Origin of the sequence: Pseudomonas sp. PS01300 (assembly GCF_029960155.1) — a bacterium.
In the GTDB taxonomy this organism is placed as follows: Bacteria; Pseudomonadota; Gammaproteobacteria; order Pseudomonadales; family Pseudomonadaceae; genus Aquipseudomonas; species Aquipseudomonas palmensis.
Map to the genome: position 1 here is coordinate 49,284 of NZ_JASCPN010000026.1, position 16,182 is coordinate 65,465.

The window sequence follows — 16,182 nt, forward strand, 5'->3', positions numbered from 1 at the left end:
GGTTTTCTCGTTTGACTCAATGCTCAGAGGAAGGATGCAGGCTTTCGCTATTGTAGGGTGAGGGGGTTGTCAAGCAAGCGGCAAGGCGGGTGTGACAGTGGATGGTCATGTGCGAAAAACTTGTAAGCAGGGCCTGAGCGGTGAGCTAAGTGATGTGCTTGGGTAATTACACAGAAATTTATATGGGGTCTTATCGGATGTCAGGCTTGAAGCAAGCGAGCGTCGCGAAGTTAAAGAGCAAAGAGGCCATCATTGGTATTGTCGGCCTAGGCTACGTCGGCTTGCCTTTGATGCTGCGTTACAATGCTATTGGTTTCAATGTGCTGGGTATTGATATCGACACTTCGAAGGTCGATGCTTTGAATGAAGGAAAGAGCTATATTGAGCATATTTCTGCAGAGCATATCGCTAACGCACGAGCCAGTGGTTTTGAAGCGACGACAGACTTCGCGCGTGTCACTGAATGTGATGCGCTGATCTTGTGCGTACCTACACCGCTCAACAAGTACCGCGAGCCTGATATGAGCTTCGTCATTAATACGACGGATGCACTCAAGCCGTACCTCCGTAAAGGGCAGATCGTTTCCCTCGAAAGCACCACCTACCCGGGCACAACTGAAGAAGAACTGCTTCCTCGCGTGCAGGAAGGAGGATTGCGCGTGGGTGAAAGTATTTTCCTTGTTTACTCGCCAGAACGCGAAGATCCAGGTAACCCTAATTTTGAAACTCGCACTATCCCTAAAGTTATTGGTGGGCATACCCAGGCCTGCCTGGAGGTTGGTGTAGCTTTGTATGAACAGGCGATCGATCAGGTCGTTCAGGTCAGTTCGACAAAAGCGGCGGAAATGACCAAGCTTCTTGAAAATATTCATCGCGCTGTGAACATTGGGTTAGTCAATGAAATGAAGATTGTTGCTGACCGAATGGGCATTGATATTTTCGAGGTGGTGGATGCTGCTGCAACCAAACCATTCGGTTTTACTGCTTACTACCCAGGCCCTGGGTTGGGCGGGCACTGCATCCCGATTGATCCTTTCTATTTAACCTGGAAAGCCAGGGAATATGGACTGCACACTCATACGCTTCGGCATGTATCGCGCCGTGATGCGCTATTTCGGTAATGATGCGCTGATTGCGATCTGCAAGGCCGTCAGCCTATCCGCGTTGCTGCTGGCGTTGCTGGTGTTCTGGTTTGGAAATCATGCCCCGGTGGTGCCCCGCTCGATTATTTTCAATTACTGGTGGTTGAGTTTGGTCTTGATAGGCGGTTTGCGTCTGTTTATGCGCCAGTATTTTTTGGGCGACTGGTTCAGCGCATCGCAGCATGTGCCGTTTACCAATCGTGACGACGGTTTGCCCAAGGTTGCCATCTATGGCGCTGGCGCAGCAGGCAATCAACTCGTGACAGCACTGCGTATGGGTAGGGTCATGCGTCCGGTTGCTTTCATCGATGACGACACTAGCATCAACGATCGCGTTATATCCGGATTGCAGGTATTCAATCCTAAGCAAATTCAACAGGTGATTGAGTTGACGGGGGCTCAAGAAATTCTGTTAGCTATTCCTTCCAGCACACGGGCACGACGACGCGAGATTCTCGATTACCTTGAGGGCTATCCCCTGCACGTTCGCAGTGTACCGGGGTTCATGGACTTGGCCAGTGGCAGAGTGAAAGTCGATGATATCCAGGAAGTAGATATTGCTGACTTGTTGGGTCGAGACACCGTGCCTGCGCAAGAAGAGCTACTGGAGCGTTGTGTTACTGGGCGTGTGGTGCTGGTCACAGGAGCCGGCGGCTCTATTGGTTCAGAGTTGTGTCGGCAGATCACAGCGCTCAAACCTAAAAAAGTGCTGTTGTTCGAACATAGCGAGTTTAATCTGTACAGCATTCTCAGCGAACTGGAGCAAAGGGTGCGTATTGAGTCGCTGCCTGTTCGACTCATTCCGGTGTTGGGCTCGGTTCGTAACCAGTCGCAACTGTTGGACATCATGAAGTCCTGGCGTGTCGAGACGGTATACCATGCCGCTGCCTACAAGCATGTGCCTATGGTTGAACACAATATTGCCGAGGGCATATACAACAATGTCATCGGTACGCTCAACACTGCACAGGCCGCATTGCAGGCGCGCGTGGAAAACTTCGTGTTGATCTCCACCGACAAAGCGGTACGCCCTACGAATGTGATGGGCAGTACCAAGCGATTGGCAGAAATGACGCTGCAGGCGCTTAGCAGGGAAAATGCTCCGCAGTTGTTCGGCGACGCTGAAGGCGTGACCCATACCAATCACACTCGGTTCACCATGGTTCGATTCGGCAATGTTCTGGGCTCTTCAGGATCGGTTATCCCGTTGTTTCACAAGCAAATCAAGGCCGGCGGCCCGTTAACGGTTACTCACCCGAAGATTACGCGATACTTCATGACTATCCCGGAAGCCGCGCAACTGGTCATACAGGCGGGTTCCATGGGCCAGGGTGGAGATGTGTTTGTACTGGACATGGGGGGGCCGGTGAAAATTGTCGAGCTTGCGGAAAAAATGATACATCTCTCAGGCTTGAGCATTCGCTCTGATCGAAATCCGAATGGGGATATCGCAATAGAATTCACTGGTTTGCGACCGGGTGAGAAGCTGTATGAAGAGTTGTTGATCGGCGACAACGTTGTTGCTACTCAGCACCCCATGATCATGAGTGCACATGAAGATTATTTGGCGTGGGATGCTCTGAAACAAAAGTTACAGGCGTTGCTGGGGTTACTGGTGGCCGACGATTATGCTCAAGTACGGCAGGTGCTGCGCGAAACTGTGATCGGCTATTCGCCCGAAGGGGAGATCGTGGACTGGATCTACCAGCAGAGACGCAGAGAACCGTAATATTAGGCACTGCATGAAATTGAGTTGTATCTACTTCAGCTTGGACTGCGTAAATAAAAATGCCCCGATGGAGGGGCATTTTTAGTTATAGCGAATTGATATTTTAAGTTTTGCTAAGAAGCTTCCGCTTGGCTATAAAATATTATTGCTGAGGAAAGTGTGCTGAGGCATTGCGCTTGAAGAATGATTCTAGATTGGCAGGGTTTCTGATAATCTGAATTTCTTTTATCTGTACATCGAGTGGTTTCTCATTTGGTTTGGTGTACACGCGAAGCATGAGCTCTTTCAAGTTTTCGTCCAGCTCCGAACCGTTGTTAAGGCCGAGTTTATTGAAAATGACAATATTGTCTTTACCGGCTTGAAGTGCGGGATAGTAGCTTGTAGCGCGTTTGCCTTTAGCGTCTTCGAGCACCATGCCAAGTTGGGCGTTGCCTGTAGAATGCACAATCAATGCAATCTTCTCGGTAATTGAAACATTTCGATTTATGTTTAGGAGGATCCTACCCTCACCGGGTTGTGCGCTTTCGCCTGACATAGGGGTAACTCGGACGTTCCCATCTTCCAGGGCTTTAGCCTGCAGGGCCACCGTGTATATGGGGTTGACGTTGTCTTCCTTTATATTGGAAAGAACAGTGAACCGGTTCTGGTTGTACATTTTTACATCAACGTTGCTGTGGATCGATACTTCACAATGGTCTGGCTTACCACTGACCGGTAGTCTTAGTATCATACGTTCTGCCAATGGCTTTTTCGTATTGTATGCATCGGCGTTCTTCTGCGTGACTGTTTGCTTACCTATAGTACAGTTGACCGTTACTGGGTAGGTGTCTGTCCAGTAGGCATTGGGCGCACCCACCATGGAAAATTGGACTTCCAGGCCAGTTGGCGTATCGATGAGTGACAATGGGTAGGTGTTCTTGAATATTGCCGAACGGCGCATTGCCGGCTCTTTATAAACAGGATCCCCCGTAAGTGCCTCCATTGCTCGAAATTGTGCAATTTCAATAGTGTTGTAGTGTGTTGGATTGATTACTTTAGGTACTAGTTGATACCAAGTCCAGTTGCCGGCCTGATTGTAGTAGTTTGGAAGGCGGTCAATTGTTCCCTGGCGGGCACATTGATAAGCCTCTTTCAGATCTTTTTCCCCTGAAGCATCCGCCAGCATGAAGAGTGCTTGCAAGCCCCATAGATGACCATTTAGTACATGATACTCTTGATCCCGAGTGATACCGTTCCACGAGTACTCCGAAATCCAGCAAGACTTACCGTCGCGCCATAGAACGCCACCCTCACTCGGTTGGCGTAGCATGAGTTTTGCGCTCTGGAGAGCTGCGCTACGATACCGTTCGTTGCCTGTCACCTGCCAGGCAGCAAAAAGTGTCATGGGTCCGAAGAAGCCATCCATACCTGACCACCAAGGCGCTTTGATCCCCCGGTCGTAATCGAAGCCATAAAACCACTGAGTACCCTGAGCCGATCTATTCGCTGGCTCATACTCATCAAGCATAAAGTCCAAAGCCCGCTGAGCGCTCTTCAGCGCTGCCGGGTCGCCTGTTTTTTCATAAATGGTTAGGAGGCGAAATGCTAGAAAGAATGGACGTAACGGGTCTTTCTTGGCGGCTGTCCTCTGAAGGCCTTCTTCATTGAAAGTGACAGGGTCCATCCAAGACCATAGAAAAGGGGCCAGTTCAGTATCGGTGCCAGCTGCCAAGCTCCTGTTTGATTGCTCAGAAGCCACTACCGGGGAGATCCCCGTTAGCGCGGCTAGCATAAGGGCAGATATCTTAATCATTTTTCCATCCGTAGGTATTGAATGCGGACGTAGTGCACGCAGATACCGATTTATTTACTTTGCGCGACAGTTCCTGAAACATCTTGAGGTGCAGGAGTAGCAATTTTATTTCTCCAAGAGTATCGTTTTTTGAATTGTATGATTGGTCTTTCAAAAAATACGTAACTGACAGGTGCGGCAATAAATGTCATCCATACGCCAATTTCCAGTGGTGGCGGAAAAGCATGGCCTGTTCTGTATGTGCCGTTCCCTGTAAATATTCCTTGCCAGACATAAAGCCCATAACTTATTACCCCCAAAATTGCCAATGGCTTAAATTCGAGAATCCGAACTACAGCGGACTGTTGATTATGATAGATATAGAGTATTAGGAGCACGACAGAGAGTAACCATAGCACCTCGCCTTTAGGTGAAGGCTGGAGTCGCAAGGCCTGCAAGGATGGCTGTACGCTTGCCAAAGGCAAATAAAAGGGGCCAGAATATATAGAAATGCTCTTCCACGGCGAGCGACCAAAAGTGCGAGGTTGAAGAAAATGAACAATCTTTTGGTGCAAAATTTATGGTGTAGCTCAAGGCGTACGGATAAATGCAGTTTTTAATGTCTGCTTTTCCCAAGTAATCCATCGCCATCAGTATGAAAATGGCCAAATAGTATAATGGGAAAATTCTTAAGGCGCGCCGTTTTATAAAAGCAAATATGTCAATCGAGCCGGTCTGTTGTTTTTCTTTGATCAGTAAGTAAGTTATCAAGAATCCGGATAATACAAAAAAGATACTAACCCCGGTGTTGGCACTGAATATGTTTATAATTTTGCTGTTGGTAATGCCTATCACAGGCCAGAGTACAGCATGTGACATGATTACAAGTAGTACGGAAACTCCACGCAATCCGTCAAAACCCTTGATTTTACCGCTCATAGGAACACCCCGAAAAAAAGCCTCGCAAGTTTGACGGATGCGTTGGCGTAGTGCAACTGCTCATGAGCCGGTAAAAGGGATGGTTGAATTTCCAGGGCTGCGATTGCTATGGTTGTTACAGCTGCGCCGCTTGTCGAAAGTGGGCCGCAACGGGACGCTATGTCATCTTGGTAATGTCAGCCAGGGGAACCACACCCCGTAAAAATACCTCCCTGCGTTCCTTGCGACCTACATGTTGATGTTTAGTCACTTGGTACACCCTCCTGAATCGCTCACGGTCAATACCAGCGTACTGCTTCAGAGCCAATTCTACCTTGGCGTCGTATCGTGCTTCGTCGAAAAAACCGTTAACCTCTCGCAGAAAAAAGAATCCGAATTGAAACCCCAAGGTTTCGCTCAAAAACTCGTTTTTCTGTGCAAAGCAATTTTCAAGATCGATTGCATACGTCGCGCCTACCCCCTCATTACACATCATCATATTCGCCGCCCACAGGTCCATGTGATAGATACCACTGCTGTTGAGGGAGTACATCAACTCAAAGGCGGCAGCAATCACGCGCTCAACCTCCTCAGGCCTGGCCAATATCCACTGATAGCCATCGGTGTAGTTCTGCAGCAGCTCAGTAATGATGAAAAAATCATCCATCAAGCCAAAGCGCGACTTGGTATACCCGTACCCCACAACACCCGGCACGCTCGCACCACGACGATGGGCTTCCGCAGTATTGATCAACTCTTCGATCGGCCAGTCGAACATACCGCAACGCTTGCGTGTGCCACGTGCGAAACGGATTTTCTTCGGTAGGGTCTCCAGCACCTGGCGCTTGGCAAAAAGCAGCTGCTCGCCCGTGGGAAGGGGAGCGCTGACCCGTTTAGCTTGGCGCTTCTGGCTCAGTAACTGGGTGAATGCCTCCGTGGTCGATGCACTCACTGGTGTCTTTAGATGAAGCGTCGAGCGTTGATGTTTGAGGGTGTACGGAAATCCATCAACCAGCTTGTTCTTCCCTTCGCGCACCGCTGCCCATCCCGTGTAAGAGTTTTCGACGGCCAAAACGGTAACATTTCCTACAAGTTTTTACATTTCTTTCACATCTTGTTTGAATCCTTTTGACCTTGACTGTGGATCTGTTGTTCTTGAGCCGCTAGGTTTTACAGGCAGCCAAGGAATCGCTGCCTTAGCAAGCTCACACACCAAGGAGTGCCATCGTTATGCGCAATACCTTTCTTGTTTCTCTGCTGCTCGCGCTGCTCAGCGCGTTCTCGCTGCCCTCGTTTGCGGCGGCCACCAAGGCCGCGGGCGACTCGCCAGTCACTACAGTCAGCGCAGCGCTCGCCTCAACCACCGTCAACCTGAACACTGCCGATGCGGCGACACTGCAGTCGTCGCTTGCAGGTATCGGCAAGGCCAAGGCTGAAGCGATCGTGGCCTACCGCGAAGCCAACGGCGCGTTCGAGTCAGTGGATGAGTTGCTGGAAGTAAAGGGGATCGGCCAGGCGCTGATCGAGCGCAACCGGGACAAACTGGCGGTCAAGTGACCTGAGGAGGGGCGGGTCGGGCAATGCTCGATCCGTTTTTATCATCAAATGGCATGGGCCCATCGCCGGCAATGCCGGCGCCTGCAGAAGGCGGGGAAGCGCCACGCTTATCGGTCTTGCGCGTCCTTGGCATCGGCTTCGGCATTGCGCTCATGCACGCGCTTGAGTTGCTCTTCGGTCAAGGGCAGCTTCTTCGCCGTATCACGCAGCATCATCAAACCACCGACAATCGAGCCGATGGCAACCAGCAAGATCAACCAGGCATACCAGGGCATGAGCTTCTCCTTATCGACGGCGAATGGCGCCGCCTCTGTGATGTTGGACTCGACACGACTGTCGATGGTTCAAGTATAAGAGGCCCACCACCTGGGGGCGAATTCGCGATCACCGGCCCCCATTGGCACTGCGCATCGGCTACAATGCGCGCCGATTTCGACTTGCCCAGAGAGCCTGCCCATGTCCGCCTGTCAGACGCCTATCATCGTCGCCCTGGATTTCCCTACCCGTGACGCCGCCCTGAAACTGGCCGATCAGCTGGACCCCGCGCTGTGTCGGGTCAAGGTCGGCAAGGAGCTGTTCACCAGCAGTGCGTCGGGCATCGTTGAAACCCTGTGTGAAAAGGGCTTCGAAGTGTTCCTGGACCTCAAGTTCCACGATATCCCCAACACCACCGCCATGGCCGTGAAGGCCGCAGCCGAAATGGGCGTGTGGATGGTCAACGTGCACTGCTCTGGTGGCCTGCGCATGATGGCAGCCTGTCGCGACGTGCTGGACCAGCGCAGCGGGCCACAGCCGCTGTTGATCGGTGTGACCGTGCTGACCAGCATGGAGCGCGAAGACCTCGCCGGTATTGGCCTGGACATCGAGCCGCAGGAGCAGGTGCTGCGACTGGCCGCCCTGGCCGAGAAGGCCGGCATGGACGGCCTGGTGTGCTCCGCCCTGGAAGCCCCGGCCCTGAAGGCCGCGCACCCGTCGTTGCAGCTGGTGACTCCGGGCATTCGTCCTGCCGGCAGCGCCCTGGACGATCAGCGTCGTATCCTTACCCCGCGCCAGGCGCTGGACGCCGGCTCCGACTACCTGGTAATCGGTCGCCCGATCAGTCAGGCGGCTGACCCTGCTCAAGCGCTGGCTGCAGTGGTAGCCGAAATTCGCGGCTAAGCGACCCGGTTTTTCGCCAGCAAGGCTGGCTCCTACAAGGAGGAGCCGGCCTTGCTGGCGAAGGCGTTCCTCTTATACCTTCAACACCAGCTTGCCAAAGTTTTCCCCGCTGAACAGCTTCAGCAGCGCTTCGGGAAAGGTCTCCAGCCCCTCGACAACATCCTCCTTGCTCTTGAGCTTGCCGCTGGCCAGCCAGCCGGCAATTTCGTTGCCTGCGGTGCCGTACTTGGCCACATGGTCCATCACCACGAAACCTTCCATGCGCGCGCGGTTTACCAGCAGAGACAGGTAGTTGGCCGGGCCCTTGACCGCCTGCTTGTTGTTGTACTGGCTGATGGCACCACAGATCACCACCCGCGCCTTGAAATTCAGGCGACTGAGCACTGCATCGAGGATGTCCCCGCCGACGTTGTCGAAGTACACATCCACCCCTTTTGGGCACTCGCGCTTGAGTCCCTCCAGTACGTCTTCGGCCTTGTAGTCGATAACCCCGTCAAAGCCCAGTTCATCGACCAGGTAGCGGCATTTCTGCTCGCCGCCGGCAATCCCGACCACACGACAGCCCTTGAGCTTGGCGATCTGCCCGGCAATGCTGCCGACCGCTCCCGCTGCACCCGAGATCACCACGGTTTCGCCCGTCTTGGGCTCACCCACTTCCAGCAGGGCAAAGTAGGCCGTCATTCCGGTCATGCCCAGGGCGGAGAGATAGCGTGGCAACGGTACCAGCCTAGGGTCGACCTTATGCAGGCCCTTGGGCTCGCCAATGAAGTAATCCTGTACACCAAGGGCTCCGCTCACCGTATCACCCACGGCATAGTCAGGGTGCCTGGACGCCACCACTTCACCGACACCCAGTGCTCGCATGACCTCGCCGATACCTACAGGCGCAATGTAGGACTTGCCCTCGTTCATCCACCCGCGCATGGCCGGGTCCAGCGACAGGTACAGGTTCTTCACCATTACCTGTCCCTCGACAGGCTCGCTCACAGGCACGGTTTCAAAGGTAAAGTCATCACGTGTCACTGCGCCGGTGGGGCGCTTGGCAAGCAGGAAGCGGCGGTTGGTCCTGTCGGTCATGGCAAGGTTCTCTCTGGAAGGCAAACCCTGTTGATAGGCCTGCATCGGCAAATCGGCAAGGTCCAGCCTTGTGGCGAATGGTGATTGATCCATCTGGATGATTGAGCCTAGCAGCTAAAATCACCCGGTTCGATGGTGTGTTCACTGCGTGCCTGATGATGCTGCCCAGGAGCCACCGCCGATGACTAGACTCCCGCCATTGTCCTCACTACGTTGCGGGAGTTATCGATGAGCATGACTTTTTCCGGCCAGGTTGCCCTGGTCACCGGGGCCGGCGCCGGCATCGGCCGGGCCACGGCGCTGGCATTCGCCGCACAAGGCCTGAAGGTCGTGGTGGCAGACCTGGACGTCGCCGGTGGCGAACACACGGTCGGGTTGATTCAGGCCGCCGGCGGCCAGGCACTGTTCGTACCTTGCAACGTTACCCGCGAGCAGGACGTGCAGCAGTTGATGGCGCGCACTGTCGAGGCATACGGTCGTCTGGACTACGCCTTCAACAATGCCGGTATCGAGATCGAGCAGGGGCGCCTGGCCGACGGCAGCGAAGCCGAGTTCGATGCGATCATGGGCGTCAACGTCAAGGGCGTGTGGCTGTGCATGAAGCACCAGTTGCCACTGATGCTCGCCCAGGGCGGCGGTGCGATCGTCAACACCGCATCGGTCGCCGGCCTGGGGGCTGCGCCCAAGATGAGCATCTACAGCGCATCCAAGCATGCCGTGATCGGGCTCACCAAGTCGGCCGCCATCGAGTACGCCAAGAAACTGATCCGGGTGAATGCGGTGTGCCCGGCGGTGATCGACACCGACATGTTCCGTCGTGCCTACGAGGCCGATCCACGCAAGGCTGAATACGCCGCCGCCATGCACCCGGTCGGCCGCGTGGGCAAGGTCGAGGAAGTCGCTGCAGCGGTCCTGTACCTGTGCAGCGACGGTGCGGCATTCACCACTGGCCAGGCTCTGGCAATCGATGGTGGTGCCACCGCTATCTAGCGGGTGGGGCAGGGGAGGGCCAGGCCCTCCCGTGTCGATCAGGCAGCCTTGCGCCAGTTCAGGATCATCAGCGTCAGTACCCCCGCCACAATCCCCCAGAACGCCGAGCCGATCGAGAACAGGGTAAAGCCCGAGGCCGTGACCATGAATGTGATCAAGGCCGCCTCGCGCTCCCTGGCCTCGCTCATCGCCACCGTCAGACCGTTCATGATCGAGCCGAACAGCGCCAGTGCGGCAATCGACAGCACCAGCTCCTTGGGCAACGCGGCGAACAGTGCCGCCAGGGTGGCGCCGAACACGCCGGCAATACCATAGAAAATCCCGCACCAGACCGCCGCGGTGTACCGCTTGCTCGGATCTTCATGGGCATGCGGCCCGGTACAGATCGCGGCGCTGATGGCCGCCAGGTTGATGCCGTGCGAGCCGAACGGGGCCAGCAGCAGCGAGGCCAGGCCCGTCACTGAAATCAGCGGCGAGGCAGGTACCTGGTACCCGTCCGCACGCAGCACCGCCACACCCGGCATGTTCTGTGAAGTCATCGCCACCACGAACAGGGGGATGCCGATGCTGATGGTCGCGGCCAGCGAGAACGACGGCGTGGTCCATACCGGTGTCGCCACCTCCAGGTGGAAGCCGCTGAAGTCCAGCAACCCCATCACTGCGGCGATCGCGGTGCCTACCACCAGCGCGGTCAGTACCGCATAGCGCGGCGACAGCCGCTTGATCAGCAGGTAGCTGAAGAACATCCCCAGCACCAGGGCGGTCCGATGCTGGGCTGCAACAAAGATCTCGCTGCCGATCTTGAACAGAATGCCGGCCAGCAGGGCCGCGGCCAGCGATGCCGGAATGCGCCGTACCAGGCGTTCGAAACTGCCTGTGAGCCCGCAGATCACCACCAGTACGGCGCAGGTGATGTAGGCGCCGATTGCCTCGCCATAGCTCACGCCGCCCAGGCTGGTGATCAGCAAGGCTGCGCCGGGGGTCGACCAGGCGACCGTGATGGGCGTGCGATAACGCAGTGAAAGGCCAATGCTGCATACCGCCATGCCGATCGACAGCGCCCAGATCCACGAGGAAATCTGCGCGGTGGTCAGGCCGGCCGCCTGGCCCGCCTGGAACATCAGCACCAGCGAGCTGGTATAGCCCGTGAGCATGGCAATGAAACCGGCGACCACCGCCGAGGGGGAGGTGTCGGCCAGCGGACGCATTGGCGCAGAGGTGGCGTCAGGCATGCAGTAATCCTTGTGCGGGTGTAAGCGGGTTTTTCAGACTACGCTGCGATAGGGCGAGTTTTGCCATACAGCAACCATTGCATTTAACCGTACAGTCGCCAACTATGGACGGCGGTTTCGTTTCAGCTTTGGAGAGGGGGGAACAATGTACAAGGTCTACGGGGATTACCAGTCGGGCAACTGCTACAAGGTCAAGCTGATGTTGCACTTGCTTGATATTCCGTACATATGGTGTCCCGTGAACATCCTCAATGGCGAGACCGAGCGCCCTGAGTTTCTGGTCAAGAACCCTAACGGCAAAGTGCCGGTGCTGGAGTTGGAGGACGGCAGTTATCTGTGGGAGTCCAACGCCATTCTTAACTACCTCGCCGAAGGTAGCCTGTTCCTGCCGAGTGAACCGCGTTTACGTACGCAAGTGCTGCAGTGGCAGTTCTTCGAGCAGTACAGCCATGAGCCCTACATTGCCGTGGCACGTTTCATCCAGTTCTATCTGGGCATGCCCGAAGATCGCGTCGATGAATACAAGTCGTTGCAGAAGGGCGGGCACAAGGCGCTGAAGGTGATGGAGAAACAGTTGCAGGAAACGCCCTACCTGGTCGGTGACAAGTACTCGATTGCCGATGTGGCGTTGTATGCCTACACCCATGTGGCCCACGAAGCCGGCTTCCTGCTGGATGATTACCCGAAGATTCGCGCCTGGCTGGAACGCGTGGCCTCGCATGAGCGGCATGTGCCCATGATCGATTGATGGTGTTTTGCCGGCAGGGGGCAGCCCTGCCGGCCAAGCGCTGTCAGACCGCCGAGAACCGCTGGTTCAGGTAATCGATGATCACCTTGGACTCGTACATCCAGGTGGTCTTGCCGTCTTCCTCGATGCGCAGGCACGGCACCTTGATCTTGCCGCCTTGCTCCAGCAGGGCCTGGCGATCCTGTTCGTTGTTCTTCGCGTCACGCAGTGCCACCGGCACGTTCAGGCGGTGCAGTGTGCGGCGGGTCTTCACGCAGAAGGGGCAAGCGTGAAACTGATACAGGCTCAGCCCCTTGGCCTGCTGCTCGACATTCGCCTGGGCGGCCGCATCACGCTTGAGCTTGCTCGGGCGGCTGACCCAGTCGAGGAAGACGATCAGCTGGCCAAGGCCAACCCGCAGTGCTTTGACGATCATGGCAACTCCTCACAATGAAAAAAGCCGACCTGGGCAGGTCGGCTCGCAGAACCTCGGCCGATTACTTGATCAGGCTGAGGAACTCGCTGCGGGTGGCAGCATTGTCGCGGAAGGCGCCGAGCATCACCGAGGTGATCATCGACGAATTCTGTTTTTCCACACCGCGCATCATCATGCACATGTGCTTGGCTTCGATCACCACGGCCACGCCCAGCGCGCCGGTCACCTGCTGAACTGCCTCGGCGATCTCGCGGCTGAGGTTTTCCTGGATCTGCAGGCGGCGAGCGTACATGTCGACGATGCGCGCCACCTTGGACAGGCCCAGCACCTTGCCGCTCGGGATATAGGCGACATGCGCCTTGCCAATGAACGGCAGCATGTGGTGTTCGCACAGCGAGTACAGCTCGATGTCCTTGACCAGGACCATTTCACTGTTGTCGGAGCTGAACAAGGCGCCGTTGGTCACCTCTTCCAGGGTTTGGTCGTAGCCGCGGCAAAGGTACTTCATGGCCTTCGCAGCCCGCTTGGGCGTATCGAGCAGGCCCTCGCGGGAAACATCCTCGCCGAGTTGGCCGAGAATCGCGGTGTAGTGCTGTTCCAGGGACATGGATCTACCTGTGGGATTTATCGCAAAAGCGAAGGGTACGGCGGCTGTGACGGCGCTGCAAGCGCGGCGTTACTCGTCACGCCCTTCGAGCATGGTCCGCTTGAGCATGACATACACCGCGCCGGTGCCGCCGTGACGCGCCTGGCACGAGGTAAAACCCAGTACCTGGGCATGCTGGCGCAGCCAGGTGTTGACGTGGCTCTTGATCATCGGACGCTTGCCATCGAGCCGCACCGCCTTGCCGTGGGTGACTCGCACGCAGCGCACCTCGAAGCGCGTGGCCTCTGCCAGGAATGCCCAGAGGGTCTCGCGGGCTTTCTCCACGGTCATGCCGTGCAGGTCCAGGCTGCCTTCGAAACCGATCTGGCCAAGCTTGAGCTTGTGCATCTGGCTTTCCTGCACGCCATCGCGGCTCCAGTGCAGGTCGTCTTCCGGGCCCACGTCGATGACGAACTGATCGGACAGGCCGTCGATCACCGTCTGGTCGCTGCGCACGGTCGCGGCCTGGCGCAGGCTGGCCAGCTGCTTGCGGTCGGCCTTGGGTTTGCCGGTGTCGGCGCGATCATGCCGGATCGGCTTGACGCCATGCATCTGGCTCTTGAACAGGGAAAAATCGTCGTCTTGCATGTAAGCCTCCGCCTGGGCGGCGCAGTTTACGCGACTCCCCACAGGGTTGCAGTCAATCGTGTTTCTTCATCAGGTGCGGCGACAGGTTCAGCCCCCTGGCACGGCGCAGGCGCAACCGGCTGCGGCGCCAGGACCAGACGCCCAGGTACAGCGACAGCAAGCCCAGGCCCAGCACCACGGCAGCGCCGGGGCGGTTGTTGTTGAGCTCGCCCAGCGCCTCGGCATGGCCCAGCAGGCCAGCGACGCCGGCCATGGTCAGGAGCACGCCGAGTATCGCCAGCAGTGCCGAGAACGCCGTGGCCAGGCGTGCGCCCCAATTGCGTTGTTCGCGGGGACGCAGGCGCCTGGCGTCGAAACTGGATAACTTCATTCCGACTTTCCTCAAAGGGTATCCGGGGTTGGACCCGAACGCCCCAGAGTGGTTCCACTTGCCTGTCGGGTGGTCAGATCAGGCTGTTGACGGGTGCAACACAGGCAAAGTTGTCGGCCATGATCGCCATTTCGCTCTGCTGGATCTGTGCGGCCGGGATCACGCCGTCCTTGAACGGCAGGTCGCGGGTGGCGCAGCCGTCTTCGACCAGGGTGCAGCGATAGCCGTAGTCCTTGGCGCGGCGCACGGTGGTGCTGACGCTGGAGTGGCTCATGAAGCCGCACACGATCAGGTCCAGGTGGCCGTACTTCTGCAGCGTCTCGTGCAGGGTGGTGTTCTTGAAAGCGTTGGGCATGCGTTTTTCGATGACGACTTCATCGCCCTGCGGCTCCAGGCCCGGAATCCACTCGCCGCGCGAGCCCTGTGGGTCGAACAGGCCACCCACGGTGCCCAGGTGGCGCACATGCACCACGGGCCGGCCGGCCTTGCGTGCAGCCTCGAGCAGTTTGCCGATGTTGGCCACCGCTTCGTCCATGCCCGACAGCGCCAGGGGCCCGCTCAGGTACTCCTTTTGCGCATCGATAATCACCAGGCTGGCGTTGCTCAGCTTGGCCGGCGGATAACCGCGACCGCTGAGGTGGAACATCGTCGTTGGAACGGACATCAGGGGCTCCTTTGGATAGGGCTTTTCACCTATTGTCCCCTGCTTGGCGACTTATGTGAATGGCTTAGCGTGCATGCGGCGTGGATAGCGGCCTGCAGGCATGAGCACAATTGCGGCCAGAGGCGTATTGGCGGGCCCATTTGTGTTCCAGGCTGTTAGAATTGCCGGTCGTCTTTAAAGGAGTCTGCCCGTGATCACTTCCCGCCTGCGCACCCTGCGCGACCACATCCGTTGGGCTGTCAGCCGTTTTCATGAGCAGGGGCTGTTTTTCGGGCATGGCGCCGACAACGCCTGGGACGAGGCACGCCTGCTGGTGCTGGGTTCGGTGCATCTGCCATGGGAAGTGGCCGACGCCTATCTCGATTGCCGTCTTGAAGACGACGAGCTGGTCAAGCTGCAGCGCCTGCTCAAGCGACGTATCGAAGAACGCGTGCCGACCGCGTACCTGCTTGGCGAGGCGTGGTTCTGTGGCATGTCGTTCATCGTCGACGAGCGCGTGCTGATCCCGCGCTCCCCCATCGGCGAACTGATCGAAAAACGCTTCGAGCCATGGCTGGCTGCCGAACCCGCGCGCATTCTCGACCTGTGTACCGGCTCCGGCTGCATCGGCATCGTCAGCGCCGACGTGTTCCCCGAGGCCGAGGTGGTGCTGGCCGACCTGTCGTTCGAGGCGTTGGAAGTGGCCAACCAGAACATCGAGCGCCATGGTCTTGAAGAACGTGTGTTCACCGTGCAGGGCGATGGGTTCGAGGGGTTGCCGGGGCAGCGTTTCGACCTGATCCTGTCGAACCCGCCGTATGTCGATGCCGAGGATTTCGCCGACATGCCCCAGGAGTACCACCACGAGCCGGAGCTGGGCCTGGCCTGCGGCAATGACGGGCTGGACCTGGTACGGCGCATGCTGGCCGAGGCGGCGGATCACCTGACCGAGAAGGGCCTGCTGATCGTCGAGGTCGGCAACAGCCAGGTGCATGTCGAGCAGTTGTACCCGGAGGTGGATTTCGCCTGGCTGGAGTTCGAACGTGGCGGGCACGGGGTGTTCATGCTCACGGCCGAACAATGCCGGCAGCATCAGGCGCTGTTTGCTTCGCGGGTGTAAGGGATACAGATTTCAAGCCTGTCGCGGGTCAAGCCCGCCCCAACAGGGCCGCATTGCCGTGTTGGGGCGGGCTTGACC

16 protein-coding genes and 2 pseudogenes are annotated in these 16,182 nt (G+C 57.0%); 7 read left to right on the forward strand and 11 right to left on the reverse strand.

Annotated features, from left to right (window positions below):
• Positions 1-197: 197 nt before the first annotated feature.
• Together wbpA and QMX96_RS14490 are read left to right on the forward strand one after the other, a co-directional pair.
• Positions 198-1,076, forward strand: a pseudogene (wbpA, locus tag QMX96_RS14485) (UDP-N-acetyl-D-glucosamine 6-dehydrogenase); the annotation flags it as partial.
• 1 nt (position 1,077) lies between these two features.
• A pseudogene (locus QMX96_RS14490) lies at positions 1,078-2,871 on the forward strand (nucleoside-diphosphate sugar epimerase/dehydratase); the annotation flags it as partial.
• Between the two features lie 142 nt (positions 2,872-3,013).
• Here QMX96_RS14490 and QMX96_RS14495 read toward each other — a convergent pair.
• From QMX96_RS14495 to QMX96_RS14505, 3 genes are all read right to left on the reverse strand, one after another.
• Positions 3,014-4,663, reverse strand: coding sequence for a D-glucuronyl C5-epimerase family protein (locus QMX96_RS14495; RefSeq protein ID WP_282361962.1), 1,650 nt, complete (start codon positions 4,661-4,663; stop codon positions 3,014-3,016).
• Between the two features lie 405 nt (positions 4,664-5,068).
• A complete protein-coding gene (locus tag QMX96_RS14500) occupies positions 5,069-5,581 on the reverse strand; it encodes an acyltransferase (RefSeq protein ID WP_282361963.1) in 513 nt (170 codons plus the stop codon).
• Positions 5,582-5,738: 157 nt separating this feature from the next.
• Positions 5,739-6,632, reverse strand: coding sequence for a lipopolysaccharide kinase InaA family protein (locus tag QMX96_RS14505; protein WP_282361964.1), 894 nt, complete (start codon positions 6,630-6,632; stop codon positions 5,739-5,741).
• A 158-nt stretch (positions 6,633-6,790) separates the two neighbouring features.
• On the opposite strand from QMX96_RS14505, the gene QMX96_RS14510 reads away from it, so the two are divergent.
• A complete protein-coding gene (locus QMX96_RS14510; protein WP_088514063.1) occupies positions 6,791-7,117 on the forward strand; it encodes a helix-hairpin-helix domain-containing protein in 327 nt (108 codons plus the stop codon).
• 107 nt (positions 7,118-7,224) lie between these two features.
• Here QMX96_RS14510 and QMX96_RS14515 read toward each other — a convergent pair whose 3' ends face one another.
• Entirely contained in the window at positions 7,225-7,392 is a 168-nt protein-coding gene (locus QMX96_RS14515; RefSeq protein ID WP_078479756.1) for a DUF2897 family protein, read from the reverse strand.
• Positions 7,393-7,573: 181 nt separating this feature from the next.
• Here QMX96_RS14515 and pyrF point away from each other — a divergent pair, with 181 nt between their 5' ends.
• On the forward strand, positions 7,574-8,275 hold the full coding sequence (gene pyrF / locus QMX96_RS14520) for an orotidine-5'-phosphate decarboxylase (protein ID WP_054915847.1): 702 nt from the start codon (positions 7,574-7,576) through the stop codon (positions 8,273-8,275).
• Between the two features lie 72 nt (positions 8,276-8,347).
• Here pyrF and QMX96_RS14525 read toward each other — a convergent pair whose 3' ends face one another.
• Complete coding sequence (locus QMX96_RS14525) at positions 8,348-9,352, reverse strand: NADP-dependent oxidoreductase (protein ID WP_282361965.1); 1,005 nt, start codon at positions 9,350-9,352, stop codon at positions 8,348-8,350.
• 228 nt (positions 9,353-9,580) lie between these two features.
• Between QMX96_RS14525 and QMX96_RS14530 the strand changes: the two genes are divergently transcribed.
• A complete protein-coding gene (locus tag QMX96_RS14530) occupies positions 9,581-10,342 on the forward strand; it encodes an SDR family oxidoreductase (RefSeq protein ID WP_054915845.1) in 762 nt (253 codons plus the stop codon).
• A 38-nt stretch (positions 10,343-10,380) separates the two neighbouring features.
• On the opposite strand, the gene QMX96_RS14535 is transcribed toward QMX96_RS14530, so the two are convergent.
• A complete protein-coding gene (locus tag QMX96_RS14535; protein WP_043862698.1) occupies positions 10,381-11,574 on the reverse strand; it encodes a benzoate/H(+) symporter BenE family transporter in 1,194 nt (397 codons plus the stop codon).
• A 145-nt stretch (positions 11,575-11,719) separates the two neighbouring features.
• On the opposite strand from QMX96_RS14535, the gene QMX96_RS14540 reads away from it, so the two are divergent.
• A complete protein-coding gene (locus QMX96_RS14540) occupies positions 11,720-12,322 on the forward strand; it encodes a glutathione S-transferase family protein (protein WP_100634492.1) in 603 nt (200 codons plus the stop codon).
• Between the two features lie 43 nt (positions 12,323-12,365).
• Here the strand turns inward: QMX96_RS14540 and QMX96_RS14545 are convergent, their stop codons facing one another.
• From QMX96_RS14545 to QMX96_RS14565, 5 genes are all read right to left on the reverse strand, one after another.
• Complete coding sequence (locus QMX96_RS14545; protein WP_043862700.1) at positions 12,366-12,737, reverse strand: glutathione S-transferase N-terminal domain-containing protein; 372 nt, start codon at positions 12,735-12,737, stop codon at positions 12,366-12,368.
• Positions 12,738-12,798: 61 nt separating this feature from the next.
• On the reverse strand, positions 12,799-13,344 hold the full coding sequence (folE, locus tag QMX96_RS14550; protein ID WP_054915843.1) for a GTP cyclohydrolase I FolE: 546 nt from the start codon (positions 13,342-13,344) through the stop codon (positions 12,799-12,801).
• Between the two features lie 69 nt (positions 13,345-13,413).
• A complete protein-coding gene (locus QMX96_RS14555) occupies positions 13,414-13,971 on the reverse strand; it encodes a Smr/MutS family protein (protein ID WP_282361967.1) in 558 nt (185 codons plus the stop codon).
• Positions 13,972-14,023: 52 nt separating this feature from the next.
• Positions 14,024-14,341 (reverse strand): hypothetical protein, encoded by a 318-nt coding sequence (locus QMX96_RS14560; protein WP_043862703.1) that lies wholly within the window; start codon positions 14,339-14,341, stop codon positions 14,024-14,026.
• Between the two features lie 73 nt (positions 14,342-14,414).
• Positions 14,415-15,005, reverse strand: coding sequence for a cysteine hydrolase family protein (locus tag QMX96_RS14565; RefSeq protein WP_054915842.1), 591 nt, complete (start codon positions 15,003-15,005; stop codon positions 14,415-14,417).
• A gap of 190 nt (positions 15,006-15,195) precedes the next feature.
• Here QMX96_RS14565 and prmB point away from each other — a divergent pair, with 190 nt between their 5' ends.
• Entirely contained in the window at positions 15,196-16,104 is a 909-nt protein-coding gene (gene prmB, locus QMX96_RS14570) for a 50S ribosomal protein L3 N(5)-glutamine methyltransferase (protein ID WP_054915841.1), read from the forward strand.
• Positions 16,105-16,182: the final 78 nt, after the last annotated feature.